Source organism: Cryobacterium tagatosivorans, assembly GCF_004402215.1.
Lineage (GTDB): Bacteria > Actinomycetota > Actinomycetes > Actinomycetales > Microbacteriaceae > Cryobacterium > Cryobacterium tagatosivorans.
On record NZ_SOEZ01000072.1, the window covers coordinates 1 to 24,017 of the forward strand.

General features: G+C 70.2%; 24 protein-coding genes. 9 read left to right on the forward strand and 15 right to left on the reverse strand.

The genetic code is table 11. From position 1 onward, the window contains the following. The 9 genes from E3O23_RS14785 to E3O23_RS14825 all read right to left on the reverse strand — a co-directional run. Window positions 1-249 (reverse strand): aldehyde dehydrogenase family protein (locus E3O23_RS14785; protein ID WP_134492298.1); only part of this gene is annotated, 249 nt, incomplete at its 3' end. Window positions 250-296: 47 nt separating this feature from the next. Continuing rightward, window positions 297-1,562, reverse strand: coding sequence for an aspartate aminotransferase family protein (locus tag E3O23_RS14790; RefSeq protein ID WP_134492367.1), 1,266 nt, complete (start codon window positions 1,560-1,562; stop codon window positions 297-299). A 138-nt stretch (window positions 1,563-1,700) separates the two neighbouring features. Continuing rightward, window positions 1,701-2,855 carry an ABC transporter substrate-binding protein gene (locus E3O23_RS14795; protein WP_134492300.1) on the reverse strand — a complete coding sequence of 385 codons (1,155 nt, stop codon included), beginning with the start codon at window positions 2,853-2,855 and terminating at the stop codon, window positions 1,701-1,703. Window positions 2,856-2,927: 72 nt separating this feature from the next. Beyond that, a complete protein-coding gene (locus tag E3O23_RS14800; protein WP_134492302.1) occupies window positions 2,928-3,707 on the reverse strand; it encodes an ABC transporter permease in 780 nt (259 codons plus the stop codon). Next, a complete protein-coding gene (locus tag E3O23_RS14805) occupies window positions 3,704-4,531 on the reverse strand; it encodes an ABC transporter ATP-binding protein (RefSeq protein WP_198415195.1) in 828 nt (275 codons plus the stop codon). Before E3O23_RS14805 ends, E3O23_RS14800 begins: the two co-directional genes overlap by 4 nt. 2 nt (window positions 4,532-4,533) lie before the next feature. Further along, window positions 4,534-5,478 carry an ABC transporter permease gene (locus tag E3O23_RS14810; RefSeq protein WP_134492305.1) on the reverse strand — a complete coding sequence of 315 codons (945 nt, stop codon included), beginning with the start codon at window positions 5,476-5,478 and terminating at the stop codon, window positions 4,534-4,536. Beyond that, window positions 5,475-6,491 (reverse strand): TIGR03842 family LLM class F420-dependent oxidoreductase, encoded by a 1,017-nt coding sequence (locus E3O23_RS14815; RefSeq protein WP_134492307.1) that lies wholly within the window; start codon window positions 6,489-6,491, stop codon window positions 5,475-5,477. The genes E3O23_RS14810 and E3O23_RS14815 overlap by 4 nt, the downstream gene beginning before the upstream one ends. Window positions 6,492-6,503: 12 nt before the next feature. After that, window positions 6,504-7,925 (reverse strand): dihydropyrimidinase, encoded by a 1,422-nt coding sequence (hydA, locus tag E3O23_RS14820; RefSeq protein WP_134492309.1) that lies wholly within the window; start codon window positions 7,923-7,925, stop codon window positions 6,504-6,506. A 72-nt stretch (window positions 7,926-7,997) separates the two neighbouring features. Continuing rightward, entirely contained in the window at window positions 7,998-8,846 is an 849-nt protein-coding gene (locus tag E3O23_RS14825; protein ID WP_134492311.1) for a nitrilase-related carbon-nitrogen hydrolase, read from the reverse strand. 161 nt (window positions 8,847-9,007) lie between these two features. On the opposite strand from E3O23_RS14825, the gene E3O23_RS14830 reads away from it, so the two are divergent. The 5 genes from E3O23_RS14830 to cofD all read left to right on the forward strand — a co-directional run bounded on the left by E3O23_RS14830 (window position 9,008) and on the right by cofD (window position 14,392). Further along, window positions 9,008-10,375, forward strand: a complete 1,368-nt coding sequence (locus tag E3O23_RS14830) for an aminotransferase-like domain-containing protein (protein ID WP_134492313.1) — start codon at window positions 9,008-9,010, stop codon at window positions 10,373-10,375. A gap of 181 nt (window positions 10,376-10,556) precedes the next feature. After that, entirely contained in the window at window positions 10,557-11,564 is a 1,008-nt protein-coding gene (locus E3O23_RS14835) for a putative F420-0 ABC transporter substrate-binding protein (protein WP_134492315.1), read from the forward strand. A 10-nt stretch (window positions 11,565-11,574) separates the two neighbouring features. Beyond that, entirely contained in the window at window positions 11,575-12,618 is a 1,044-nt protein-coding gene (locus tag E3O23_RS14840) for a putative F420-0 ABC transporter permease subunit (protein WP_134492317.1), read from the forward strand. Then, window positions 12,609-13,403 carry an ABC transporter ATP-binding protein gene (locus E3O23_RS14845; RefSeq protein WP_134492319.1) on the forward strand — a complete coding sequence of 265 codons (795 nt, stop codon included), beginning with the start codon at window positions 12,609-12,611 and terminating at the stop codon, window positions 13,401-13,403. The genes E3O23_RS14840 and E3O23_RS14845 overlap by 10 nt, the downstream gene beginning before the upstream one ends. Further along, window positions 13,400-14,392: a 2-phospho-L-lactate transferase gene (cofD, locus tag E3O23_RS14850; protein WP_134492321.1), complete on the forward strand. Its 993-nt coding sequence runs from the start codon at window positions 13,400-13,402 to the stop codon at window positions 14,390-14,392. Before E3O23_RS14845 ends, cofD begins: the two co-directional genes overlap by 4 nt. 74 nt (window positions 14,393-14,466) lie before the next feature. Here the strand turns inward: cofD and cofC are convergent, their stop codons facing one another. From cofC to E3O23_RS14870, 4 genes are read right to left on the reverse strand one after another with little or no spacing between them, the layout of a single operon-like run. Beyond that, a complete protein-coding gene (cofC, locus tag E3O23_RS14855) occupies window positions 14,467-15,126 on the reverse strand; it encodes a 2-phospho-L-lactate guanylyltransferase (protein ID WP_134492323.1) in 660 nt (219 codons plus the stop codon). Further along, window positions 15,123-16,016, reverse strand: coding sequence for a coenzyme F420-0:L-glutamate ligase (gene cofE, locus E3O23_RS14860; RefSeq protein WP_134492369.1), 894 nt, complete (start codon window positions 16,014-16,016; stop codon window positions 15,123-15,125). The genes cofC and cofE overlap by 4 nt, the downstream gene beginning before the upstream one ends. 2 nt (window positions 16,017-16,018) lie before the next feature. Further along, window positions 16,019-17,020 (reverse strand): TIGR03557 family F420-dependent LLM class oxidoreductase, encoded by a 1,002-nt coding sequence (locus E3O23_RS14865; RefSeq protein ID WP_134492325.1) that lies wholly within the window; start codon window positions 17,018-17,020, stop codon window positions 16,019-16,021. Window positions 17,021-17,067: 47 nt separating this feature from the next. After that, window positions 17,068-17,706 (reverse strand): TetR/AcrR family transcriptional regulator, encoded by a 639-nt coding sequence (locus E3O23_RS14870; protein WP_166790531.1) that lies wholly within the window; start codon window positions 17,704-17,706, stop codon window positions 17,068-17,070. Between the two features lie 95 nt (window positions 17,707-17,801). Between E3O23_RS14870 and E3O23_RS14875 the strand changes: the two genes are divergently transcribed. Further along, entirely contained in the window at window positions 17,802-18,641 is an 840-nt protein-coding gene (locus E3O23_RS14875; RefSeq protein ID WP_134492329.1) for an exodeoxyribonuclease III, read from the forward strand. A 94-nt stretch (window positions 18,642-18,735) separates the two neighbouring features. Here E3O23_RS14875 and E3O23_RS14880 read toward each other — a convergent pair whose 3' ends face one another. After that, complete coding sequence (locus E3O23_RS14880; protein ID WP_134492331.1) at window positions 18,736-19,656, reverse strand: AEC family transporter; 921 nt, start codon at window positions 19,654-19,656, stop codon at window positions 18,736-18,738. A 74-nt stretch (window positions 19,657-19,730) separates the two neighbouring features. Here E3O23_RS14880 and E3O23_RS14885 point away from each other — a divergent pair, with 74 nt between their 5' ends. After that, window positions 19,731-20,546 carry an alpha/beta fold hydrolase gene (locus tag E3O23_RS14885; RefSeq protein ID WP_134492333.1) on the forward strand — a complete coding sequence of 272 codons (816 nt, stop codon included), beginning with the start codon at window positions 19,731-19,733 and terminating at the stop codon, window positions 20,544-20,546. 89 nt (window positions 20,547-20,635) lie between these two features. On the opposite strand, the gene E3O23_RS14890 is transcribed toward E3O23_RS14885, so the two are convergent. Continuing rightward, window positions 20,636-21,088 carry an SRPBCC family protein gene (locus E3O23_RS14890; protein ID WP_134492335.1) on the reverse strand — a complete coding sequence of 151 codons (453 nt, stop codon included), beginning with the start codon at window positions 21,086-21,088 and terminating at the stop codon, window positions 20,636-20,638. A gap of 190 nt (window positions 21,089-21,278) precedes the next feature. Between E3O23_RS14890 and E3O23_RS14895 the strand changes: the two genes are divergently transcribed. Next, window positions 21,279-22,505, forward strand: a complete 1,227-nt coding sequence (locus E3O23_RS14895; RefSeq protein WP_166790532.1) for a low temperature requirement protein A — start codon at window positions 21,279-21,281, stop codon at window positions 22,503-22,505. A 56-nt stretch (window positions 22,506-22,561) separates the two neighbouring features. Continuing rightward, window positions 22,562-23,983: an ATP-binding protein gene (locus E3O23_RS14900; RefSeq protein WP_134492339.1), complete on the forward strand. Its 1,422-nt coding sequence runs from the start codon at window positions 22,562-22,564 to the stop codon at window positions 23,981-23,983. The last annotated feature ends 34 nt before the right edge of the window (window positions 23,984-24,017 follow it).

Sequence of the window (24,017 nt, forward strand, 5' to 3'; positions counted from 1 at the left end):
CTTGCGGGCGTTGAGCAACTCACGGAAGTTGAACAGGATGGTCTGGCGCTTCGCCTGCGAGGTGTCGCGCCAGGCCGGGAACGCGGCCAGGGCCGACGCGACGGCGACGTCGACGTCGGCCGTGCTGGCCAGGCTCACGTTCCGGGCGACCTGGCCGGTCGCCGGGTTGAAGACCGGCGCGGTGCGCGTGGAGGTACCGGCGGCGGCCGCTCCGTCGATCCAGTGACTGACTGTGGGAATGGCGTTCATAGTTATCTTTCGATTCTTTCGGTGTTGTGGATTGTGGGGGCCGGCGATCAGGCCAGCAGGTCGAGGCCGAGCACCTCGTCGTAGACGGCGAGGGCTTCGGCGACCTCGTCGTCGGTGACGACGCAGGGCGGCACGACGTGGATGCGGTTGTCCGCGAGGAAGGGCAGCAGGCCACGGCCGAGCAGCTCGGCCTTGATCCGCCCCATCACCGCCCCGTTGAGCGGCTCGCGGGTCTCCCGGTCGGCGACGAGCTCGAGCGCCCAGAACACGCCCTCGCCGCNTTCCGCCAGGCCCGGCGCGAGCACATCGCGGCCGATCCGGGCCGCGTTCTCGACGATGCCCTCGTCCTCCATCGCGTCCAGCGCCGCGACGATGGACGCCATCGCCAGCGGGTGACCGCTGTAGGTCAGGCCGCCGGGGAAGACGTTCGTGTCCCAGTCGCGGGCGATGGAATCCGGGATGACCACGCCCCCAGTCGGCACGTAGCCGGAGTTGACGCCCTTGGCGAAGGTGATCAGGTCGGGCACGACGTCGTAGCCGTCGAAGGCGAACCAGCGGCCCGAGCGCCCGAAGCCGCACATGACCTCGTCGAGGATGAGCATGATGCCGTAGCGGTCGCAGAGTTCGCGCACCCCGGCGAGGTAACCGGGCGGCGGCAGCATCACGCCGGCCGTGCCGGGGATCGTCTCCAGGAGCACGGCAGCGATCGAGCTGGGGCCCTCGCTCTGGATGACGCGTTCCAGGTGGCGCAGGGCGCGCTCCGACTCCTGCTCGGGCGTGGCCGCCCAGAATTCGCTGCGGTAGAGGTACGGCCCGAAGAAGTGCACATGGCTGCGCGCGAATTCGTTCGGGATGCGGCGCCAGTCGCCGGTTGCCACGATCGCGGCGCCGGTGTTGCCGTGGTACGAGCGGTAGGTCGAGAGCACCTTGTCGCGGCCGGTGTGCAGCCGCGCCATCCGGATCGCGTTCTCGTTGGCATCCGCACCGCCGTTGGTGAAGAAGACCTTGCTGAAGCCCTCGGGGGCGCGGTCGACGATGCGCCGGGCCGCCTCGCCGCGGGCGAGGTTCGCGGTCGACGGGGCGATCGTCGTGAGGGTCCTCGCCTGTTCGACGATGGCCTTGACGACGGCCGGATGCTGGTGGCCGATGTTGACGTTCACCAGCTGGCTCGAGAAGTCGAGGTAGCTGCGCCCGTCGTGGTCCCAGACGCGGCTGCCCAGCCCCCCGGCGATGACCAGCGGCTTGAGGGCGGCCTGCGCGGACCAGGAGTGGAAGACGAAGGCGCGGTCGAGTTCGCTCGTGCGCTCATTCATTCCGGGTCCGGTGGCCCCGGGTCCGGTGGTGCTGTCGACGGTGTCAGTCACGGGTATCGCGTTTCCTTCTGTGAATCATCAGTGATTGTGCGGGGGTGGCCGGGTGGCCCGGTTCGGGCCACCCGGCCGGCGACGATGTTAGGCGCCGCCCTCCTTCAGGGTGACGGTGAGGGGCTTGAAGCCCTCGCCCTTGACGTCGACTCCATCCTTCTCCAGTTCGTCGAGCGCCTGCTGTACGTAGGTGTTCGACCAGGCGGTCTTGGGCGGGTCGGCGGTGATGATGGTCGCGCCGGTCTCGTTCTTCGTGTTCAGCGCGATGTCGACGGTGTTCTGCCAGGCCTCTTCATCGATCATGCCGATGCCGTTGGTGGACGGCCAGATCAGCTTGTTGACCTCGTTGGTCATCCACAGCTGGTGGCTCTGGCCGAGCTGGGATCCCGCGGCCGTCACGATGCCGGCTGCGTCCTCGGGGTTCTCCGCGGCGTAGATCCAGCCCCTGATCGAGGCCTTGATGAACTTCACCGTGGTGTCGGCGTAGTCCTTGTCGGACTCGAGCAGGTCGGCGTTGGCCCAGATGGCATCCTGCAGCATGGCGGTGCCCTCCTCGTTCCAGTCGATGACGTTGAGGTCCTCGGGCTGGTAGAGCTCGCCGGTCTTCGGGTTCTTCGTCTCGAGGACCTGCGCGTACTCGTTGTAGGTCATCGCCTGAGCTGCGTCGATGTCGCCGGAGAGGAAGCCGTTCATGTCGAAGGCCTGCTGGATGAGCTTGATGTCGCCCACCTCGACGCCGGCCTTCTGCATGCCGGCGAAGAGCTCCCACTCGTTGCCGTAGCCCCAGCTGCCCACGTTCTTGCCCTTGAGGTCGGCGGCCGACTCGATGCCGGCATCCTTGAAGGAGATCTGGGTGGTGGCGGAGCGCTCGAAGATCTGCGCGACGTTGGTGATGTTGGCGCCCTGCTCGATCGAGCCGAGCACCTTGGGCACCCAGGAGATGGCGAAGTCGGCGTCGCCGGAGGCGAGCACGTCCTGCGGGACGATGTCCGCTGCGCCCTCGGTGATGGTTACGTCGAGGCCCTCGTCCTCGTAGAAGCCCTGGTCGACCGCGGCGTAGTAGCCGGCGAACTGGGCCTGGGCGACCCACTGGAGCTGGAGGGTGACCGGCGTGAGTTCGCCGTCCGCCGCCCCCGGCGAGCCGTCATCGGTGTCGGTGCCAGTGCTGCATCCGGTGAGGGCGAGCGCGCTGACCGTGGCGACGGTACCGAGCATGCCGAGCCATCGTGTGCTGTGTTTCATGATTCCTCCGTTTTCGCTGTGACTACTCAGGGTGGGGATTGGAACGACCGGCCGGCGGGAGCGGCCGGACACCTAGCCGGCGGTTCGGCGGCTGACCAGCTTCTCGAGGGCGAGGGCTGCGGAATAGAACAGGAGACCGAGCAGGATCGACCCGAGCACGTACGCCCAGGCCAGCCCGTAGTTGCTGCTCGAGGCCGAGGAGGTGATCGACTTGCCGAGGCCGCCGACCGGGCCGCCGAAGTACTCGGCGATCAGGGCGGAGATGACCGCGAGCGAGGACGCGATCCGCAGGCCGGTGAAGACGTAGGGCGTCGCCGTCGGCAGGGTGACGGTCTTCGTCGCCTGCCAGCTCGAGGCCGCGTAGGAGCGCATCAGGTCGCGGTGCACCGGGCGCACCTGTCGGAGCCCCTTGAGGGTGTTGAAGTAAACCGGCACGAACACCGCCAGCCCGGCGACGATCTGGCGGGCCGTTTCCGCGCCGGCACCGAACATCGTGTAAAGCACGGGGGCGAGCGCCACGATCGGCACCACGGAGATCGACGCCACGATCGGGGCGCCCATCTCGTCGGACACGGGGACGAGCGCCGCGACGATCGCGGCCAGGATGCCCAGCAGCGCGCCGACGAGGAGGCCGATCAGGGCGTTCCGGCCGGTGACGACCATGCCGGCGATGACGTTCTGCAGGTTGGCGGCGAACTCCTCGCCGATCAGGAACGGCCCGGGAAGGATGAACGCCTTGATGTCCAACGCCACGACCGCCCACTGCCAGAGCAGCAGGGCGGCGACGCCGAACACGACCGGCGGCAGCGCCGTGCGCACGAGCCCGGCCCCGCCCTGCTGCCCCCGGTTCATCGGGTCTCGACCCCGCGAGCGCCGGTGGGCGCCTGGCCGTGCAGCAGCTCGCGCACCTGGCTCACGGCGTGGAAGAACGCCTCGTCCTCGCGCAGGTTCTCGCCGCGCTCGGCCGTGTCGCCGAGGCCGACGCCGAGCACGTCACGGATGCGTCCGGGCCGGGGCGACATGACCACGACACGGTCGGAGAGGAACACGGCCTCCGGGATGGAGTGCGTGACGAAGACGACCGCCGCGCTGGTTTCGCCGCAGATCCGCACGAGTTCGTTCTGCATCCGCTCGCGGGTCATCTCGTCGAGCGCGCCGAAGGGTTCGTCCATCAGCAGCAGGCTGGGACTTTCGGCCAGCGAGCGGGCGATCGCCACGCGCTGCTGCATGCCGCCGGAGAGCTGGTCCGGGTAGTTCTCGGCGAAGTCCGAGAGGCCGACGAGTTCGATCAGTTCGGCGGCCCGCGCCCGGCGGGCCGCCTTGCCGGCGCCGTGCAGTTCGAGCGGGAGCTCGATGTTGCCGGCCACCGTGCGCCAGGGCAGCAGGCCGGCCTGCTGGAAGGCGATGCCGTAGTCCTGGTCGATCCGCGCCTGCCTGGCCGGCTTGCCGAACACCCGGATGCTGCCGGCCGTCGGGGTGTCGAGGTCGGCGATCAGCCGCAGGAGCGTGCTCTTGCCGCAGCCGCTCGGGCCGATCAGGGAGACGAATTCGCCGGGGGCGACGGTGAGGCTCACGTCGTCGAGGGCGGTCACGGATGCGCCCTTCCGGCCCGTGAAGACACGGCTGACGCCGCCGACCTCGACGGCGGGGGCCCGGCCGCCCGCGGCGGACTCCATGATCATGCTGCGACCTCTCCCCTGCGGAAACGACGAAGGAACAGGCCGATGAGGCCCACGAAGCCGGCGGCCAGGAGGCCGACGGCGATCGATCCGAAGATGGGCGCCCACGGTTTGCCGGGGTCGCCGCCTGCCGCGCCGGCGTACTCGACGATCAGCCGGCCGATTCCGCCGCGCAGCCCGATCGACACCTCGGCGACGACGGTGCCGATGACGGCACTGGCCGCGGCCAGCCGCAGGGCGGGCAGCAGGTAGCCGACGCTCGCCGGCAGCCGGAGCCGCCAGAGCGTCGTCCACCAGCCCGCGGCGTAGCAGTGCATGAGGTCGACGTGGTTGGCGTCCGGGGAGGAGAGGCCGCGCAGCGCACCCACCGACACCGGGAAGAACGCGAGGTAGGACGCGATCAGGGCAACCGACATCCAGCTTTCCCAGCTGAAGTTCCCGACCTCGATCTGCGAGCCCCAGCGCCGGACGAGCGGGGCGAGCGCGATCAGCGGCACGGTCTGGCTGAGCACGATCCAGGGCAGGACCGCCGATTCGGCGAGCCGGAAGCGTTGCATGAGCAGCGCGAGCAGCAGTCCGACGGTGACCCCGACGAGCCAGCCGACCGCGGCGATCCCGAGCGTGAACATCGATCCCTGGAGCACGACGAGCCAGAGCGGCAGGGCCGCGGCCGCGCCGGTGACCGGTTCCAGCACCCGCTCGGCCATCACCCAGAGATGCGGCATGGCCAGGTCGCTGGTGCGCGGCAGCAGGGTCGTGCCGCCGACGACGACCCCGTCGGCCGGGCCGAGCAGTTTGTAGAGTTCCCAGAGGGCGGCGAGCACGATGAGGCCGAGCGCCCCGGTGAGGATGCGGCGCAGCTGCGCCTGCCCCCGGCGCGCCTGTCCGCGCGTCGGCCGGGTCTTCCCAGCCGCCGGCGGGGCCAGCTCTGCCGTCCGGGTCATGCCTTCGCCACGATGTGGTCGGCCATGGCCGGGATCACGGTCTCCCCGTACACGCGCATCGTTTCTTCTTTGTTGTCGTGCTGCAGGTAGCCGGCGAACTGGTCGACGCCGATCTCCCGGAGGGCCTCGAGCTTCTCGATGTGATCCCTGGCCGTGCCGAGCAGGCAGAACCGGTCCACGATCTCGTCGGGCACGAAGTCGGCGTGCACGTTGCCGGCGCGTCCGTGCTGGTTGTAGTCGTAGTCCTGGCGGCCGGCGATGTAGTCGGTCAGCGCCTTCGGCACGTGCGAGTCGGTGCCGTACTTCGCGACGATGTCGGCGACGTGGTTCCCGACCATCCCGCCGAACCAGCGGCACTGGTTGCGCATGTGGTCCCAGTCCTCGCCGATGTACATCGGCGCGGCGACGCAGAACTTGATCGACAGCGGATCCCGGCCCACGTTCGCCGCGGCATCCCGGACGGTCTTGATCATCCAGGCGGCCACGTCGAGGTCGGCCATCTGCAGGATGAACCCGTCGCCCACCTCGCCGGCGAGCTTGAGGGCCAGCGGGCCGTAGGCCGCGACCCAGACGTCGAGGCTCGAGCCGCGGCTCCAGGGGAACTGCAGGGTGGCGCCGTTGTATTCGACGGAGCGCGAGTTCGCCAGCTCGCGGATGACGTGGATCGACTCGCGGAGGGTGCGCAGGGTGGTGGGTTCGCCGTTGATCACCCGCACGGCCGAGTCGCCGCGGCCGATGCCGCAGATGGTGCGGTTGCCGTACATCTCGTTGAGGGTGGCATAGGTCGACGCCGTGACCGTCCAGTCGCGCGTTCCCGGGTTGGTGACCATCGGTCCGACGATGATCTTGTCCGTCTCGGCGAGGATCCGGCTGTAGATCACGTAGGGCTCCTGCCAGAGCAGGTGCGAGTCGAAGGTCCAGACGTGGCTGAAGCCGTGGGCCTCGGCGAGCTTGGCCAGCTGCACCGTCCGGGCGGACGGCGGGTTGGTCTGCAGAACTGCTCCAAAATCCATCTGTTTCCCCGTCTAGATCAGGTACTGGCTCAGGCCGCGCTTGACGAACTGTCCGTCACCCTTGGCTCCGAGGTATTCGTTGTGGTCGATGACGACCTTGCCGCGGGAGAGCACGGTGTCGACGTGGCCGTCGATTTCGTAGCCCTCCCAGGCGGAGTGGTCCATGTTCATGTGGTGGGTCTTGCCCATCCCGATCGAGGTGTGACCGTTGGGGTCGTAGATGACGATGTCGCCGTCCGCGCCGGGCTGGATGACGCCCTTCTTGCCGTAGAGGCCGAACATCCGCGCCGGGGTGGTCGAGGTGATCTCCACCCAGCGTTCGAGCGAGATGCGCCCGTTGACGACGCCCTGGTAGAGCAGGTCCATCCGGTGCTCGACCGAACCGATGCCGTTGGGGATCTTGGAGAAGTTGCCGAGGCCGAGATCCTTCTGTCCCTTCATGCAGAACGGGCAGTGGTCGGTGGAGACCATCTGGATGTCGTTCGTGCGCAGGCTCTGCCACATGTGGTCCTGGTGCCCCTCCGCGCGCGACCGGAGCGGCGTCGAGCAGACCCACTTCGCGCCCTCGAAGCCCGGCGCGCCGAGGTTCTCCTCGAGCGAGAGGTAGAGGTACTGCGGGCAGGTTTCCCCGAACACGTTCTGGCCGTTGTCGCGGGCCGCGGCGAGCTGCTCCACCGCCTGTTTGGCACTCACGTGCACGACGTAGAGCGGCGCCCCGGTGAGGTTGGCGATCATGATCGCCCGGTGGGTCGCCTCCTCCTCCATCTGCCAGGCCCTGGCGACGCCGTGGTAGTACGGGTCGGTCTTGCCCTGGGCGAGCAGCTGCTCGACGAGCACGTCGATCGCCGGGCCGTTCTCGGCGTGCATCATCGTCATCAGGCCGGTCTCGGCCGACTTCTGCATGGCGCGCAGGATCTGCGCGTCGTCCGAGTAGAAGACGCCGGGGTAGGCCATGAAGAGCTTGAAACTCGAGACGCCCTCGGCGAGCAGCCCGTCCATCGCCTGCAGCGAGTCCGCGTTGACGTCCCCGATGATCTGGTGGAACGCGTAGTCGATCGCGCAGTTCCCGGCCGCCTTCTGGTGCCAGGTGGCCAGGCCGTCGAAGACCCGCTGGCCGTACGTCTGCACCGCGAAGTCGATGATCGTGGTCGTTCCGCCCCACGCAGCCGCCCGGGTCCCCGTTTCGAAGGTGTCGGAGGCCGCCGTGCCGCCGAACGGCAGCTCCATGTGCGTGTGCGCGTCGATGCCGCCGGGGATCACGTACTTCCCGGTCGCGTCGATCACGGTGTCGACGCCGGCCGGCAGGTCCGTGCCCAGCAGCTGGGATCCGGGCGCCACCACGGCGACGATGGTCTCGCCGTCGATGAGCACATCGGCCTTCGACCGGCCGGTCGCCGTCACAACGGTGCCGCCGGTGATGAGTGTTGTCGTCATCTCTCGCTCCTAGTGGTCGGTGGTCGTGTCTCGACAAGCTCGACAACCGGTGGCGGTCGAGCCGGCCCGGACCTAGGGCGCGGTGATCGGTCCGTAGGAGTCGGGCCGGCGGTCGCGGTAGAACTGCCAGGAGTTGCGCACCTCGCGGATCAGGCCGAGGTCGAGGTCGCGGATGACGATTTCCTCGGTGTCAGTGGAGGCCACCTCGCCGACGTAGTTTCCGCGCGGGTCGACGAAGTAGGAACTGCCGTAGAAGGTCACGGCATCGTCGCCGAACTCCTTCGTTTCGGTGCCGATCCGGTTGTTCGCGCCGACGTAGTACTGGTTCGCGGCTGCCGCGGCCGGCTGCTCGAGTTCCCAGAGCCGGTTGGACAGGCCCGGTTTGGTGGCCGAGGGGTTGAAGACGATTTCCGCGCCGTTCAGGCCCAGCGCGCGCCAGCCCTCCGGGAAGTGGCGGTCGTAGCAGATGTACACGCCGATCTTGCCGACCATCGTGTCGAACACGGGGTAGTCGCCGTTGCCGGGACGGAAGTAGAACTTCTCCCAGAACTGCGGGAGGTTCGGGATGTGGTGCTTGCGGTACTTGCCGAGGTACGTGCCGTCGGCGTCGATCACGGCGGCCGTGTTGTAGAGCACTCCGGGCTGCTCCTCCTCGTAGACCGGGAGGACGATGACCATCTTGTACTCGGCGGCGAGCTTCTGGAACCGTTCGACCAGCGGGCCGGGCACGGGGTGCGCGTAGCCGTAATACTTCGAGTCCTGCACGATGCCGAAGTACGGACCATGGAACAGCTCCTGGAAGCAGATCACCTGCACGTTCTGTTTCGCCGCCGTGCGGACGAACTCCTCGTGTTTGGCGATCATCGATTCCTCGTCACCCGTCCAGGTGGTCTGGGTGATTGCTGCCCTAACTACGGTCATGGTGCCTCCAGAATTCGCGGTGAGCCTGTCCTGATCGAAACTTTTCCGGACTGCGCTGTCCGTGTTTGTTATTATTCGATGTAAACATTTCAATTGTGTTTCCGAATGTGTCGCACGCGTTAATCATCCTGTCGCCCAAACCAGCCAGGGGCAAGAGAAGAATGCAAATCTTTATCGAAGAGATCGAACGCCGCACAGCGGCGGGGATCGCCGCGGCGATCGGCCGGATGATCCGCACCGGGCAGCTCGCACCGGGCGACCGCCTGCCCACGGTGCGGCAGTTCGCCAGCGAGCTCGGGGTGAGCCCGGCCACGATCAGCCATGCCTGGCAGGCGCTGGCCGGCATCGGCCTGATCGTCTCCCGGGGGCGGAGCGGCACCTTCGTGCTCGAGCAGGCGCCGCGGTGGCTGCCGGCCCGGAGCCAGTCGATGGCCGGCCCCCGGCAGGCCATCCGGATCGACCTGTCCCGCGGCACCCCGGACCCGCTGCTCCTCCCGGCCCTGGGCCCCGCCCTCTCCCGGGTTTCCCAGCGTGCGGTGACCTCGAGCTACCAGGATTTCCCCGTGATCCCCGAGCTGCTCGCCGTGCTCACCGAGTCCTGGCCCTTCCCGGCCGAGTCGATCACCGTCGTCGACGGCGCCCTCGACGCCATCTCCCGGAGCCTCGACCAGGTCGCCCGGTTCGGCGACCGTGTGATCGTGGAGGACCCCGGCTTCCCGCCATTCTTCGACCTGCTCGACCAGCTGGGGGTCGAACGGCTTCCGGTCGCCGTCGACGAGCACGGGATCATCCCCGCGGCGTTCGCGGCCGCCCTCGAGCTGTCCCCCGCGGCGGTCATCCTGCAGCCGCGCGCGCAGAACCCCACCGGAGCGTCGATGACGGCCGAGCGGGCCGAGCAGCTGGCCGGGTTGCTCGCGTCGAGCCGGGCCGCCGCGCACACGATCGTGATCGAGGACGACCACTCCGGGGAGATCAGCATCGCGCCGGATGTCAGCCTCGGCCGGTGGCTCCCCCGGCGGGTGCTGCATGTGCGCAGCTACTCGAAATCGCATGGCCCCGACCTCCGGATCGCCGCGCTCGGCGGGCCGGCCGAGCTCGTCGACCGAATCGTCGCCCGCCGGATGCTCGGGCCGGGCTGGACCAGCCGGATGCTGCAGACGATCCTGCACGAACTCCTCACCAACGGGGAGAGCATCGCCCAGGTCAACGAGGCCAGACGCATCTACTTCGCCCGGCAGAAGGCGCTGGCCGATGCCCTGCACGAGTTCGGCCTCGATGTGCACCAGGCCGACGGGATCAACACCTGGTTGCCGGTGCCGGATGAACGGGATGCCATCGTGCAGCTCGCGGCCGCGGGCATCCGGGTCGCCGGAGGCTCGTCGTTCCTCGCCTCAGACGGCCCGGGGGCGTTCATCCGGGTGACGGCGGCCGCCATCGAGGGCGACGTCACGCCCATCGCCCGGGCGATCGCGATCGCGGCCCGGCCGCCGGGGCCGGTGGCGCACTCGCTCGAAGCGCGCTGGACCTAGCGACGAGCCCGGCGCCCCGAGGCAATAGGATCGAAGCAGACCGCCGGTTGGCTCTGACCGGTCGAGCTGCCTTGGATTTGGGCCGCAGGTCACCGAGTTTTCTCGGATTCCCCTGCCGCATCCCCCTGCCCGCCGCCGCCTCATGGTCGCGCCGGACCGGGATCCCCTCCGTGAGGCCCTGATGAACCACCAGATCATGCACCGCCAGACCGTTCGCCTGGGCGCCCTGGCGCTTGCCGCCGGCACCGTCCTGCTGGCCGGCTGCACCGTGCCGGGCGCTGCTGACCCCACCCCCAGCGCGTCCGCCGCGGCCTCGTTCCCGGTCAGCATCGACAATTGCGGCACCACGGTGACCGTGAAGAAGGCGCCGGAACGCATCGTCACGATCAAGTCGTCGACCACCGAGCTCCTGCTCGCGCTGGGCCTGGGCGACCGCATCGTCGGCTCGGCGTTCCTCGACGGGCCGCTGCCGCCCTCGCTGGCACCCGCCGGCAAGGCGCTCAACGTGATCAGCGACTTCCTGCCCGGCCAGGAGGCCGTCCTCGGCCTCACCCCCGACTTCATCTACGGCGGCTGGGAGTCGAACTTCTCGGCCGACGGTGTCGGCGAGCGCGACCGGCTGGCCGGCCTCGGCATCGGCAGCTACGTCTCCCCGGCCGCCTGCAAGGCGTCCGCCTATATGCCCGACCCGCTCACCTTCGAGAGCGTCTTCGACGAGATCACCGACGCCGGCGCACTCTTCGGAGCCACGGATGCCGCCGCCAAACTGGTCGCCGAGCAGCGGGACGACCTGGCCGCCCTGGATCCCGCCAAGGGCACGACGACGGCGCTCTGGTACTCGAGCGGAACGGACAGCCCGTACGTCGGCGCCGGAATCGGCTCCCCCGCCATGATCATGGCCGCCGCCGGGCTCACCAACATCTTCGCCGACGTGCACGACACCTGGACCCCGGTCGGCTGGGAGTCCATCGTGGCGGCCGACCCGGACGTGATCGTGCTGGTGGACGCCAGCTGGAACACGGCCGCATCGAAGATCGCCACCCTCGAGTCGAACCCGGCCACGCAGGGGCTCACAGCCGTGAAGAACAAGCGCTACGTGATCCTGCCGTTCGCCGCGACCGAGGCCGGCATCCGCAACGTCGAGGCCGCCGCGTCGGCCATCGACCAGCTCGCCGAGTTCGGCCGGTAGTCGGCCGCTCATGACCGGGAAGGGGGGCGGCCGGGTACCGCGGGGCGCATACCTCGGCTGGCTGGTCCTGTCCGTCGTCGCCCTCGCCCTGGCCTCCGCCCTGGCCGTGGCGGTCGGGCCGGCCGAGGTGAGCCTGGCGGAGGTGATCGGCAGCATCGCCGGACACCTCGGCCTCCCCGTCGGCGCCGGCGTACCCCCGCTCACCGACTCGATCGTCTGGGAGCTGCGCCTGCCGCGGGTGCTCACGGCCGCGGCCGTCGGTGCCGGGCTGGCGCTCAGTGGCGCGGTCATGCAGAGCGTCACCCGCAACCCGCTGGCCGACCCCTACCTGCTCGGGCTGTCGTCCGGCGCTTCCCTCGGCGCGGTCTGCGTCGTCATCCTCGGCGTCGGTTTCGCGCTGCCGGCCGCCGCCTTCGCCGGCGCGCTCCTCGCCCTGGTCGCCACCCTGTCCATCGCCAGGGTCGGCGGCACGATCTCCCCCGGCCGGGCCGTGCTGTCGGGCCTCGCGATCGCCCAGCTCGCCGCTGCCGGCACCTCCTTCGTCATCTTCTGGTCGGCCAAGGGCGACTCCTACCGCGAGATCCTCAACTGGCTGCTCGGCTCCCTGGCCGGCAGCTCCTGGACCAGCGTGGCCATCTCGGCATCCGCCCTCGCCGTGGTGGGCGCCGGAATCGTGCTCGCCGCGACCCGCCTCGACGCGTTCGCGTTCGGCGACACGTCCGCCGCCGCGCTCGGCATCCACGTCAACCGCACCCGGTGGGCGCTGCTCGGCGCGGTCGCCCTGCTGACCGGCTCGATGGTCGCCGTCAGCGGCGCGATCGGCTTCGTCGGCCTGATCCTGCCGCACCTCGTGCGCGGTCTGAGCGGGCCGGGCCACCGCCGGCTGCTGCCCCTGGCGGCGATCCTCGGCGCCCTGTTCCTCGTCGTCGCCGACACGCTCGCCCGCACCGTGTTCGACCCGCGGGAGTTGCCGGTCGGCATCATCACCGCGTTCATCGGCGTGCCAGCGTTCATCCTCCTGATCAAACGCAAGCGGAGTGCCGCATGGGCGTGATCCTGGCGGGCGTGTCGTTCGCGATCGACGGCACCGGCATCCTCGCCGACGTGTCCGCGGACATCCCCACGGGCTCCGTCACCGGGCTTCTCGGGCCGAACGGCGCGGGCAAATCGACGCTCCTGCGGCTGATCGCGGGCATCGAGACCCCGGATGCCGGCGAGGTCCGGCTCGACGGGACGGTCGTGGCCTCCCTGCCGCGGCGGGAGGCGGCCAGGCGGATCGCCCTGCTCGAGCAGAGTGCCGCGCCGAGCGTCGACCTGAGCGTGCGCGAGGTCGTGCTGCTCGGGCGCATCCCGCACCGCAGCCGGGTGCTCGGCAGTTTCGGCGGGGACGACGACCGCCGGGTGGCCGACCGCTCGCTGGCCATGGTGGGGTCCGCCGAGTTCGCCGACCGGCAGTGGCACACGCTCAGCGGCGGGCAACAGCAGCGCGTGCAGATCGCGCGGGCGCTGGCCCAGGAGCCGAGCCTGTTGCTGCTCGACGAACCCACCAACCACCTCGACGTGAGCGCCCAGCTGTCGCTGCTCGGTCAGGTTCGGGGCCTCGGGCTGACCTCGGTCATGGCGCTGCACGACCTCAACCTCGCCGCGGCGTACTGCGACCACATCCTGCTGCTGCACCGGGGCCGCCTCGTGGCCTCCGGGACGCCAGAGGAGGTGCTGCGGCCCGCGATCATCGCGGAGGTCTACGGCGTCGACTGCGACATCCTCGAGCATCCGCGCGGCGGGCATCCGGTCATCGTCTTCTCCCCGTCCACCACCCCTGAGGAAGCCGACAGATGAACAAGATCACCGTCCTGGCCGGCGGCATCGGCGGCGCCCGGTTCACCCGCGGGCTGCTGCACCACCTCGCGGCGACCCGGCCGGAGGCAGCCGTCACGGTCGTCGTGAACACGGGCGACGACATGTGGCTCGACGGGCTGCGGATCTGCCCCGACCTGGACACCGTGATGTACACCCTCGGCGGCGGCATCAACGAGGAGCAGGGCTGGGGGCGGCCGGAGGAATCCCGACGCGCCTCGGCCGAGATCGCGGCCTACGGGCGCGGCTGGTCCTGGTTCACGCTGGGCGACCTCGACCTGGCCACGCACATCGTGCGCACCGACCTGATGCGATCGGGGTCGACCCTCAGCGAGGCGACCGAGTTCCTCTGCCGGCGCTGGCAGCCGGGCGCCCGGCTGCTGCCGATGAGCGACCAGCCGGTCGAAACCCACGTGCGGCTGGGCGCGGACGCCGACGAGCACCGGGCCGGCGACCTCATCCACTTCGAGGAGTGGTGGGTGCGGTACCGCGCCCACGTGGCCGTGACCGAATTCGTGCAGCTCGGGCTGGCCGCCGCGGTCCCGGCCCCCGGCGTGATCGAGGCGATCACCGGCGCGGACCTGGTCATCCTGCCGCCGTCGAACCCGGTCGTGTCGATCGGCACGATCGTGGCGGTTCCGGGCCTCGGCGACGCGCTGCGCGGCACCGCGGCGCGGGTGGTCGGGGTGTCCCCGATCATCGCCGGCGCCGCGGTGCGCGGCATGGCGGACGCCTGCCTGAGCACGATCGGAGTCAAGACCTCGGCCGAGGCGGTCGGCCTGCACTACGGGTCGCGCTCGAACGGCGGCCTGCTCGACGCCTGGCTGGTGGACGACACGGATGCCGCCGCCGTGCCCGCCCTGGCGGCCGCCGGCATCCGCTCGGCCGCCGTGCCGCTCTGGATGCGCGACGTGCCGACGTCGGCCGCCATCGCCGCCGAGGTGCTCACCATCGCCGCCGCGACGGGCTGACTTGCGGACAAAGTACCTTCCCCGCGCGGACGAAGGTACTTTTCCCGCAACTGAACCATGAAGGCGGGCGGCTGTCAGCGCTGGGGCCCGGCGGGGAGTCCCGGCGCACCCGAGGCGCTGGCGACGAGGGCGCTCGTGTGCACGCCGACCCCGTGGTGCAGCGCCTCGGCGAGGTTGTCGACCGTGTCGACGTCCCGGCGGATCGAGGCGGTCGGCGGCAGCCCGAGCGGGACATGCCCGGCCGCCTGATGGGCCGCTCGGGAGCCGACGCCGAAGCGCGGGCTGAACGGCACCCCGCCGAGCGCGAGCAGCGCCGTGGTCCCCGTCCCCTCCTCGTCGGCGACCATCGAGAGCGGATGCTCGGCCGCGAGGCCCAGCGCGGCCTGCACGTCGGACGCGGTGAGCGCGGGCAGGTCGCCCGTCAGCACGGCGATCCCGCACTCCGGCCGGGCCGCGCGCGCGGCATCCACCCCCTGCCGGATGGCGGCGTTGAGCGGGTCGGTCGGGTCACGCCGCAGCTCGGGCACGATGACCGCGCCGAGTCCGGCCAGTCGGGTCGCGAGCGCGCCGTCGGCGGTCACCACGAAAACCTCCCTGATCAGCGGCGATTCCAGCAGGGCTGCGACCGTGTCGAGCGCGAAGGCGTCCGCCAGCCCGCCGCGGTCGGGCAGGTCGCCGAGGCGGCTCTTGGCCTCCGGGGTGCCCTTCACCGGGACGACGGCCACCCAGTTCACGCGGGGTTGTCCCCTGCGGCGCCGGCGACTGCGGCGCCATGACCCAGAGCTTCCGCTGCGTCGTCTGCGTCAGCATCCGCGGCCGCGGCAGCCCTCCCGGCCGCGAATCCCTCGGCGTACGCCTCCGCCGAACCGAGCCGGAACATGTCCTGGTCGCTCGGGCGCAGCAGCCGGGCGGCCCCGAGGGCGTCGGCCTCGTCGAGTTCGCCCACCAGGCGGGCGAGCCCGCGCACCACGGCCACCGGGTTGCCGCTCGTCTTGCCCTTGACCAGGTCGGCCGCCCCGGCGACCTCGTCGGCGACGGCGGCCATCGTGGCGTCGAGTCGCTTGCCGGAGGAATCGGCCGTGCCGCGGAGGTCGTCGAGCACGGCGAGCCCGGCCGCGCCGATCGCGATGTCGGTCTGCCCCTCCCGCCAGGGCCGGCCGACCGTGTCGGTGATCACCACACCGAGCCGCAGCCCGGTGCGCTCGCGCAGGGCCGCGCAGAGAGCGCGCGCCGACGCATCCGGGTGGAGCGGCAGCAGCAGCACCGTGCCGTCGGGCGTGTTGCTCGCGTCGACCCCGGCCGCGGCGAGCACGAGCCCCTGCCGGTTCTCGACGATGCGGGTCACCCCGCCCGGATGCTCCCGGGTGGCGACCACGCGCACGGTTTCGTCGGTGATCGCCTGCTCGCGGTCGGACGCGGCCACCTGCCGCCCCTCCGCCTTGGACACGATCTTGCTCGTCACGGCGAGGATGTCGCCGTCGACCAGGAATGCCGCGGTCGCTGCCAGGATGATCGCCGTGAGGTCGTCGCCGGCCGCGATCTCTCCGATGCCGTCGGGCGCGAATACCCGAAGTTCGGGGGCTGCGGGCCGGGGCGGGCCAGGCAGCCGGGCTGGGGCGTCCATCACTAGCGGGCGAGTTTCGGCAGCACGTCGCGGCCGAACACGTCAATCCACTGGCGCTGGTTCCGACCCACGTTGTGCAGGTAGATGCGGTCGAAGCCGAGGTCGACGAACCGCTGGATGTAGGCGCGGTGGTCGTCCGGATCGGCCGAAATGATCATCCGGCCCTCGAAGTCCTCTGGCCGCACGAGCCTGGCGATCTGCTCGAATTCGAACGGCGAACGGATGTCGCCCTTCGGGAACTTCATCCCGCCGTTGGGCCACTCCACCATGGCGTTGCGCATGGCTTCCTCGTCGGTCTCGGCCCAGCTCAGGTGCAGCTGGAGCACCCTGGGCATCGTCGACGGGTCCTTGCCGCCGTCCCTGGCACCCTCGTCGAACTTGCCGAAGAGCATCGAGATCTTCTCCAGCGGGGCGCCGACGGTGATCAGGCCGTCGGCGTGCCGTCCGGCGCGCTTGGCAGTGACCGGGCCGGCGGTGGCGACGAGGATCTCCGGGGCAACCGCGGGCATCGTCCACAGGCGCGTCGACTCGAGCTTGTAGAACTGGCCGGAGTGCTTGACGTCCTTGCCGGCGATCGACGCGGTGAACAGCTTCGAGATGATCTCGATGGCCTCGAACATCCGGTTGATGCGTTCGGGGGCCTCTGGCCAGTACTGGCCGACGATGTGCTCGTTCAGCGCCTCTCCGGAGCCGAGCCCGAGCCAGTGCCGGCCGGGGTACATCGACGCGAGGGTGGCCGAGGCCTGGGCGACCATGGCCGGATGCCAGCGGAACGTCGGCGCGGTGACGCCGGGTCCGAGGTCCCCCTTCGTGCGCTCACCGATGGCCGCGAGCACGCTCCAGACGAACGAGGACTGCCCCTGCGCGGGCACCCACGGCTGGAAGTGATCGGCCGCCATCACGCCGCTGAACCCGTGCTCCTCGGCGTATGCGGACAGGGCCACCGCCTCCGCGGGCGCGAACTGTTCGAGCATCGCCGCGTAGCCGACCTGCAAATCCGTCATGGAGTCATCCTGCCAGTCCGTCGCGTGTTGTCCGTCTCCGTCGTCGGCTAAGGCCGCGGCCCGCGAGTGATTCGCGCGACGAGGTCGGCCGAGTGCCGGAGGATCGCTTCGGGCGACTCGGTGGTGGGCTCGCCGAAGAGTTTCAGCAGGGCGAACCGGAGCACGCTGAGGGCCAGGGCAACGACCATGCGGGCCTCGTCGGCGAGGTCGGGGGTCGCCTGCTCGGACCGTCCTTCGGCGCGAAACCGCTCGAGCACGAGGGCGACGAGCCGCTCCTCCTGCGCGGTGACCCACTCCATCTGCCGCGCCATCAGCTCCGGCGTGTTCGTGATCAACAGGAACCGCGACCGCATCAGTTCCTGGTCGGCCGGGTCGTCGATCAGCGCGGCGGAAATGGACGCGACGAGGTCGAACACCACGTCCGGGCCTCGGGCCCGGACGAAGCGCGCCACCTCGGCATCCGTCGTCATGGACGGGGTCGGGCCGAGGATCACCCGCTCCTTCGAGCCGAAGTAGTTGAAGAACGTGCGCTGCGACACCATCGCCGCCTCGCAGATCATGTCGACGGTGACATGGTCGTAGCCGTGCTCGAGGGCCAGGGCGATGGCGTATTTCTCGATCGTCGATCGAGTGGCCTCGCGCTTGCGGGCGCGCAGGCCGTCGATCTTGGCGCCGGTGTCAGTCATTGTCCTCATTCTCCCGCACGGCGACCGCACCGGGGCCGCTCGCCGCGGCGGTTCCAGCGAAAGCCCGCCGCGCCGTCAGCAAATAGGCTGGAACCATGCGCATCGCCACCTGGAACGTCAACTCCATTCGTGCCCGCTCGGCCCGCGTCGTCGACTGGATGGTGCGCGAGGACATCGACGTGCTCGCCATGCAGGAGATCAAGTGCAAGCCAGAGCAGTTCCCGGCGCAGGCCTTCGAGGAGGCCGGCTATGAGCTCGCCATCCACGGGTTCAGCCAGTGGAACGGCGTCGCCTTCGCCAGCCGCGAACCGATGACGGATGTCGCCACCAGCTTCCCCGGGATGCCCGGCTTCCTGAAGGGCGAGGAGGGCCCCGGCCTGCCGCAGGAGGCGCGCGCGATGGGCGTGACCGTGAACGACCTGCGACTGTGGAGCCTGTACGTGCCGAACGGGCGCACCCTGGACGACCCGCACTACGCCTACAAGCTCGACTGGCTCGCCCGCCTCCGGGAGCATGCCGCCGCCGAACTCGCCGCCGACCCGCAGCTGGCCATCGCGCTGATGGGCGACTGGAACGTCGCGCCGCTGGACTCCGACCAGAACGTCCCCGGGCTCATCCCCGGCCTGTCCACCCACATCTCGCCGCCCGAGCGCGAGGCCTTCCACGCCTTCGAGGCCGCGGGGTTCACCGACGTGGTGCGCCCGCTCGTGCCGGAGGGGGCGTTCACGTACTGGGACTACAAGCAGCTCGCGTTCCCGCGCAACGAGGGCATGCGGATCGACTTCATCCTCGGCTCGCCGGCGTTCGCCGACCTGGTCACCGGGGCGAGCATCCACCGCAACGAGCGCAAGGGCGACGCCCCGAGCGACCACGTTCCGGTCGCCGTCGAGCTCGCCCTCGAGGGCGAGGACGACGACCGCCCGATGATCTTCTAACCCGCCCCACGCCCCCCCGCGCAACCGCAGTTGTGCGTGTTATCCGGCCCGTTTAAGGCGCACAACTGCGGTTTCGCGGGGGTGGGAGCGGGGGTCAGGCGAGCAGGGCGGCGATCAGCAGGAGCGACGGGAGCGAGGCGATCGTCGTGACCAGCACCGTGTCCCGGGTGACCACGGTCGCGCGGTCGTACCGGGCGGAGAAGTTGTAGATGTTCTGGGCGGTCGGCAGCGCCGCCACCGTCACCACGGCGAACAGCTCGGTTCCGGCGACGCCGAAGACGTAGCGGCCCGCGAGGTAGGCGATGACCGGCATCACACCGACCTTGATCAGGGAGGCGACGGCGACCCGCTTGCGCCCCGTTCCGGCCTTCAGCAGGCGCTGGCCGTGCAGCGACATCCCGAAGGCGAGCAGCACCATCGGGATCGCCGCGCCGCCGAGGATTTCCAGCGGGGCCAGGATCGGCTTGGGGACCGTGATGCCGAGGGTGGCGATCAGCACGGCGACGGCCGAGGCGATGATCATCGGGTTCCGCAACGGCTGGGTGAGGATCGACCGCAGCGACACCCGGCCGCGGGTGGACATGTCGAGGATGGTCAGGGTGAGCGGGGCGAGCACGAGCAGCTGGAGCAGGAGCACCGGGGCGACATACTGGGCGCTGCCGAGCACGTAGACGGCGACCGGCAGGCCGATGTTGTTGGCGTTGACGTAGGTCGCCGATGTGGCCCCGAGCGTCGTCTCGGCGACCGGGGTGCGGAAGGAGGCCAGCGAGACCGCCACGTACAGCGCGGCGCCGAGCAGGACGCTGCAGAGCACGGTCGCCAGGAACGGGGAGACGAAGACCCGCACGTCGGCGTGCACGAGGATCGTGAAGAGCAGGGCGGGGGTGGCCACGAAGAAGGTGAGCCGGTTCAGCACGCGGCCCGCGCCCTCGCCGGCAATCCCGACCCGCTCGACCACATAGCCGACCAGGATCACGAACCCGATGATCGCGAACCCGATCAGCACTCCACCCATTACCCGCAGTCTAGGGGCGATCTTCTCCGGGCGATTCCTTGTGGCGGGCCGGGCCGCGCGCTTACCCTCAGACCATGCCTCACATCGACGTCCCCGGCGCAGCGCTCTACTACGAAACCGCGGGGCACGTGTCCGCGCCGGCGCTGTTGCTGCTGCACGCGGGGATCGCGAACCTCCGGATGTGGGACCCCCAGGTCGACGCGCTGGCCTCCGACCACTTCGTCATCCGCTTCGATGCCCGTGGTTTCGGCCAGACCGTGGCGGAGGACGTCGAGTTCTCCAATCGCGCCGACGCCCGGGCCGTGCTCGACCACCTCGGCATTGCCGCGGCGACCCTCGTCGGATGCTCGCGCGGCGGCTCGATCGCGATCGACGTCGCCGCGGAGACCCCGGAGCGCGTGAGGGGCCTGGTCACGATCGGCTCCGGCCCGAGCGGATTCCCCGAGGTCGAGCTCACCGACGTCGAGGACGCGACCTTCGACCTGATCGACGCGGCGTTCGAGGCGAAGGACTGGCACCGTCTGGCCCGGCTCGAGGTTGCCCTGTGGGCGATCGGGCCCCTGCGTCGGGAGGAGGACCTCGACCCGGAGTTCGTCTCCCTCGCCTACGAACTCAACCGGGTCAACGTCGTGCACGCGGAGGAATGCCCCGTCCCCGTCCCCCTCGATCCGCCCGCCTTCGATCGGTTGGTCGACATCGAGGTGCCGGCGCTCGTCACGGTCGGCGCGTTCGACATCACCCCGGTGCTCGCGCAGTACGAGTACCTGCTCTCCGCCCTCCCGAACGCGCGCGGGGTGACCTTCCGCGACGCCGCGCACCTGCCGAGCGTGGAGCTCCCGGCGGAGTTCGAGCAGGTCCTCCTCGATTGGCTGACCGAAAAGGGCCTGTGAGCCCTGGCCGGCCTGATCGCCGCGGGTCGCCGCCGGTGGAAACCTACCGGGTCGACACGCCCCGCTGATCCCCCTCCCGGTTGGGCAGATCACCCGCCGGGGTGCTCGGCGAGGAGCTCGGCGAGGGTCTCGAGGTTCGCTCGCACGGTCCGCGCCTGGGCCTTCTCGATGAAGGGGTCCGCCAGCCGCCCGAAGACGCCGCCGAGCCCCGCGTCCGCGTCGATCCGGTAGGTCAGCCTCGTGCCCCCCTCGGCCGGTTCGAGGACGCTGGTGACGGTGAAGGTGAGCGGACCTTCGACGGACGTGAGCACGGAGCGGGTCGGCGGCTCGAACTGCGTCGCTTCGGTGACCCAGTCGAAGTGCCTGCCCATGATCTTGCTCGTGCCTCGGGTGCGCGTTCCGGGCCCGATGGGGCCGGTTCCGACCTGCTCGGCCGCCACGACGGACGCATCCCACACCGGGATCTTTGCGGGATCGGTGATGAAATCGAAGACCTCCTGGGGAGAACGGGCGATGAAGACGCTTTCCTCAACGACGGGCATGACTGTTTTTCCTCTCACTCGGTTTGCGGCCAGCCTCCACCGCACCCGAACCGGCGTCAAGGGCCCCTGCCTCCCGCGAAACCGCAGTTGTGCGCCTCAAACGGGCCGCATAACGCGCACGACTGCGGATTCGCGGGGAGGGCTGGGAGGGCGGGGGCGGGGAGGGCGGGGAGGCGGCAGAATGGGGGGCGTGAGCAGCCCGACGAAAACCGTGCCCGACACCGCCCGCCTCGGGTTCCGCCGCAACCTGCTCAGGCCCGCCGACGCGGAGCGCGCTGACCGCGTCACCTACATCGAGCTGTTCTTCGACCTGATCTTCATCCTCGCCCTCACCCAGCTGTCCCGGTACCTCTACGAGAACCAGTCCTGGGTCGGTGCCCTCGAGTCCGCCATCCTGGTGCTCGCGTTCTGGTGGGTCTGGATCTACACGACGTGGGTGACCAACTGGCTGGACCCGGTGCGGCTGCCCGTCCGGGGCGTGATCATCGGCCTCGCGCTGGTGGGGCTCGTGATGAGCACCTCCATCTACGAGTCGTTCGGCGACCGCGGCCTGGTGTTCGCGATCGCCTATGTGAGCCTGCAGCTCGGGCGGACGGCGTTCATGGTGCTCGCCCTGGCCCGGCACGACCGCGCCCTGCACCGCACCTTCGTGCGGATGCTCGTCTGGCTCTCGGTCGCGGCCGTCTTGTGGATCCTCGGCGCCCTGCTCCCCCTCGGGTTCAGGCTCCCGCTCTGGATCCTCGCCATCGCCATCGAATACCTGTCCGCGAGCCTGGCCTTCCGGGTGCCCGGCATGGGAAAGGCCGCCGTCGACGACTGGGACCTCTCCGGTCCCCACATCGCCGAACGCAGCGCGCTGTTCGTGATCATCGCCCTCGGCGAGTCGTTCCTGGTCACGGGATTCGCGTTCGTCGCCCAGTCCATCTCCGTCGCCGGCGTGCTCGGGATGCTCCTCGCCTTCGTCAGCGGGGTAGCCATGTGGTGGCTCTACTTCGACCACGGCGAGCGCGCCGGGAGCCGGGCCATCGCGTCGGCCGAGGCCCCCGGCCGGATCGCCCGCCTCGCCTACACCTACGTGCACGCGGTGCTCATCGCCGGGATCGTGCTGGTCTCCGTCGCCGACAAGGAGGTGCTGGAGCATCCGGATGCCGCAATGAGCCTGTCCACGGCCGTCACCATCGTCGGCGGGCCGCTGCTCTACCTCGTCGGGCTCCTGCTGTTCCGCCGGGTCGTCGCCCGGGAGCTGCTCGTCTCGCACCTAACCGGCGTGGCGGCACTCCTGGTGGTCTTCGCGTTCGCGTTCCAGGTGTCGCCGCTCCTCCTCGGGGCGATGACCACGGCCGTGCTCGTCACCGTCGCCGCTTGGGAGACGATCCTCCGGGTGCGGACAGGCACGGACGAGCCCGAGGCCGGCTGACCGCGGCTCTGGCCGAGGGCCCTTCCCGTCGCCCTGGGGCGGCACTAGCATGCAGCATGGCCACGTCATCCGAAGACGAAGCGAACCGCACTGGGGTGTCGGCCGAGGGCCGCTCCTTCCGTTTCAAGCTCCCGCCAGACGAGGTGTTCCCTCCCGGCAGCTTCGTGATCTTCCGGCAGGCGGGCGGGCGAACCGCCCTCGGCCAGGTGGAGTCGCACACCGACGGTCCCACCGGGCGGGCGGCAGCCACCGGCCGGATTCTCGGCGTCATCGCCCCGGACGGCCGGCTGGACCCGCTGGCCTCGTCGCCGTTCCGGTCCGCCGAGGTCGCCCCGGCCGGGGAGGACACGATCGAACTCCTCCACCACGCGACGGGCGCGACCCTGGCGGTCGGTTCCCTGGCCACCAACCCCGACGTGCCGGCGCGACTGCTGCCGCATCGCTTCAATCGCCACACGTTCTGGTGCGGGCAGAGCGGATCGGGAAAAACCTACGCGCTCGGAGTCGTGCTCGAGCAGCTCCTTGCCCACACCGACCTGCCGCTGGTCATTTTCGATCCCAACGGAGACTTCGTCCGGCTGCCCGACGTGCGCTCCGATGCTTCGAGCGAGGATGCCGACCGCCTGCGCGGACGGGACATTCGCGTTCTCCGCCCCGGAGCCGGCCCCGTCGCCCCCGGACTGCCCGGCCACCTGCGGGCGCGGTTCACCGCCCTCCCGCTGCACCTCAAGGCGGCCATGCTGCGGCTCGACCCCCTGGTCGACCGGCAGGAGTACAACAGCCTGCTGCACCTCGAGGACAGGTTCGCCCACCTCGATGCGACGGTGCTCCTGTCCGCGCTCCGGGATTCACCCGATCCCGCGCACCACGCCCTGGCCCTGCGCATCGAGAACCTGGGGCTCCTCGACTGGCAGATCTGGGCCGGGGAGGAGACCGCGGCCACCGACATCATCGAAACCCGGCCGACCGCGACCGTCCTGGACCTGGGCGGATTCCAGTTCGCCGAGGAACCCCTCGTCGTCGCGCTGTCCGTTCTGGAGCACCTCTGGGCTCGCCGGGAGGAACGCCGCCCCGTGCTGATCGTGATCGACGAGGCCCACAACCTGTGTTCGCCCGACCCGGGCGGCCCGCTGCAGGAGGCGGTTCGCGAGCAGATCATCCGCATTGCCGCCGAGGGGCGCAAGTTCGGGCTGTGGCTGCTGCTGTCCACCCAGCGCCCGTCCAAGATCCACCCGAGCATTATTTCGCAGTGCGACAACCTCGCCCTGATGAAGATGAGCTCACCGCTGGACCTGGCGGAGCTGGGGGCCGTCTTCGGGTTCGCGCCGGCCGCGCTGATGTCCCAGTCCTCCCGGTTCCGCCAGGGCGAAGCGTTGTTCGCGGGCGGGTTCGTTCCCGCGCCGAGCGTCGTGCAGGTCAGCAGCCGGCTGACGCAGGAGGGCGGCAAGGACGTCGGCGTCCCGCTGCGCACGTCCTGAACCGCCGGTACGACGCGCGGATGGCCCGGCCGAG

What these genes read in the sequence shown, in the direction of transcription:
- E3O23_RS14795 (WP_134492300.1), bottom strand. Translation starts at nt 2,855, where the DNA reads ATGAAACACAGCACACGATGGCTCGGCATGCTCGGTACCGTCGCCACG.
- E3O23_RS14805 (WP_198415195.1), bottom strand. Translation starts at nt 4,531, where the DNA reads ATGGAGTCCGCCGCGGGCGGCCGGGCCCCCGCCGTCGAGGTCGGCGGC.
- E3O23_RS14840 (WP_134492317.1), top strand. Translation starts at nt 11,575, where the DNA reads ATGACCGGGAAGGGGGGCGGCCGGGTACCGCGGGGCGCATACCTCGGC.
- E3O23_RS14835 (WP_134492315.1), top strand. Translation starts at nt 10,557, where the DNA reads ATGAACCACCAGATCATGCACCGCCAGACCGTTCGCCTGGGCGCCCTG.
- E3O23_RS14875 (WP_134492329.1), top strand. Translation starts at nt 17,802, where the DNA reads ATGCGCATCGCCACCTGGAACGTCAACTCCATTCGTGCCCGCTCGGCC.
- E3O23_RS14865 (WP_134492325.1), bottom strand. Translation starts at nt 17,020, where the DNA reads ATGACGGATTTGCAGGTCGGCTACGCGGCGATGCTCGAACAGTTCGCG.
- E3O23_RS14900 (WP_134492339.1), top strand. Translation starts at nt 22,562, where the DNA reads ATGGCCACGTCATCCGAAGACGAAGCGAACCGCACTGGGGTGTCGGCC.
- E3O23_RS14825 (WP_134492311.1), bottom strand. Translation starts at nt 8,846, where the DNA reads ATGACCGTAGTTAGGGCAGCAATCACCCAGACCACCTGGACGGGTGAC.
- E3O23_RS14870 (WP_166790531.1), bottom strand. Translation starts at nt 17,706, where the DNA reads ATGACTGACACCGGCGCCAAGATCGACGGCCTGCGCGCCCGCAAGCGC.
- E3O23_RS14885 (WP_134492333.1), top strand. Translation starts at nt 19,731, where the DNA reads ATGCCTCACATCGACGTCCCCGGCGCAGCGCTCTACTACGAAACCGCG.
- E3O23_RS14815 (WP_134492307.1), bottom strand. Translation starts at nt 6,491, where the DNA reads ATGGATTTTGGAGCAGTTCTGCAGACCAACCCGCCGTCCGCCCGGACG.
- E3O23_RS14890 (WP_134492335.1), bottom strand. Translation starts at nt 21,088, where the DNA reads ATGCCCGTCGTTGAGGAAAGCGTCTTCATCGCCCGTTCTCCCCAGGAG.
- cofE (WP_134492369.1), bottom strand. Translation starts at nt 16,016, where the DNA reads ATGGACGCCCCAGCCCGGCTGCCTGGCCCGCCCCGGCCCGCAGCCCCC.
- E3O23_RS14830 (WP_134492313.1), top strand. Translation starts at nt 9,008, where the DNA reads ATGCAAATCTTTATCGAAGAGATCGAACGCCGCACAGCGGCGGGGATC.
- E3O23_RS14880 (WP_134492331.1), bottom strand. Translation starts at nt 19,656, where the DNA reads ATGGGTGGAGTGCTGATCGGGTTCGCGATCATCGGGTTCGTGATCCTG.
- hydA (WP_134492309.1), bottom strand. Translation starts at nt 7,925, where the DNA reads ATGACGACAACACTCATCACCGGCGGCACCGTTGTGACGGCGACCGGC.
- E3O23_RS14845 (WP_134492319.1), top strand. Translation starts at nt 12,609, where the DNA reads ATGGGCGTGATCCTGGCGGGCGTGTCGTTCGCGATCGACGGCACCGGC.
- E3O23_RS14810 (WP_134492305.1), bottom strand. Translation starts at nt 5,478, where the DNA reads ATGACCCGGACGGCAGAGCTGGCCCCGCCGGCGGCTGGGAAGACCCGG.
- cofD (WP_134492321.1), top strand. Translation starts at nt 13,400, where the DNA reads ATGAACAAGATCACCGTCCTGGCCGGCGGCATCGGCGGCGCCCGGTTC.
- E3O23_RS14800 (WP_134492302.1), bottom strand. Translation starts at nt 3,707, where the DNA reads ATGAACCGGGGGCAGCAGGGCGGGGCCGGGCTCGTGCGCACGGCGCTG.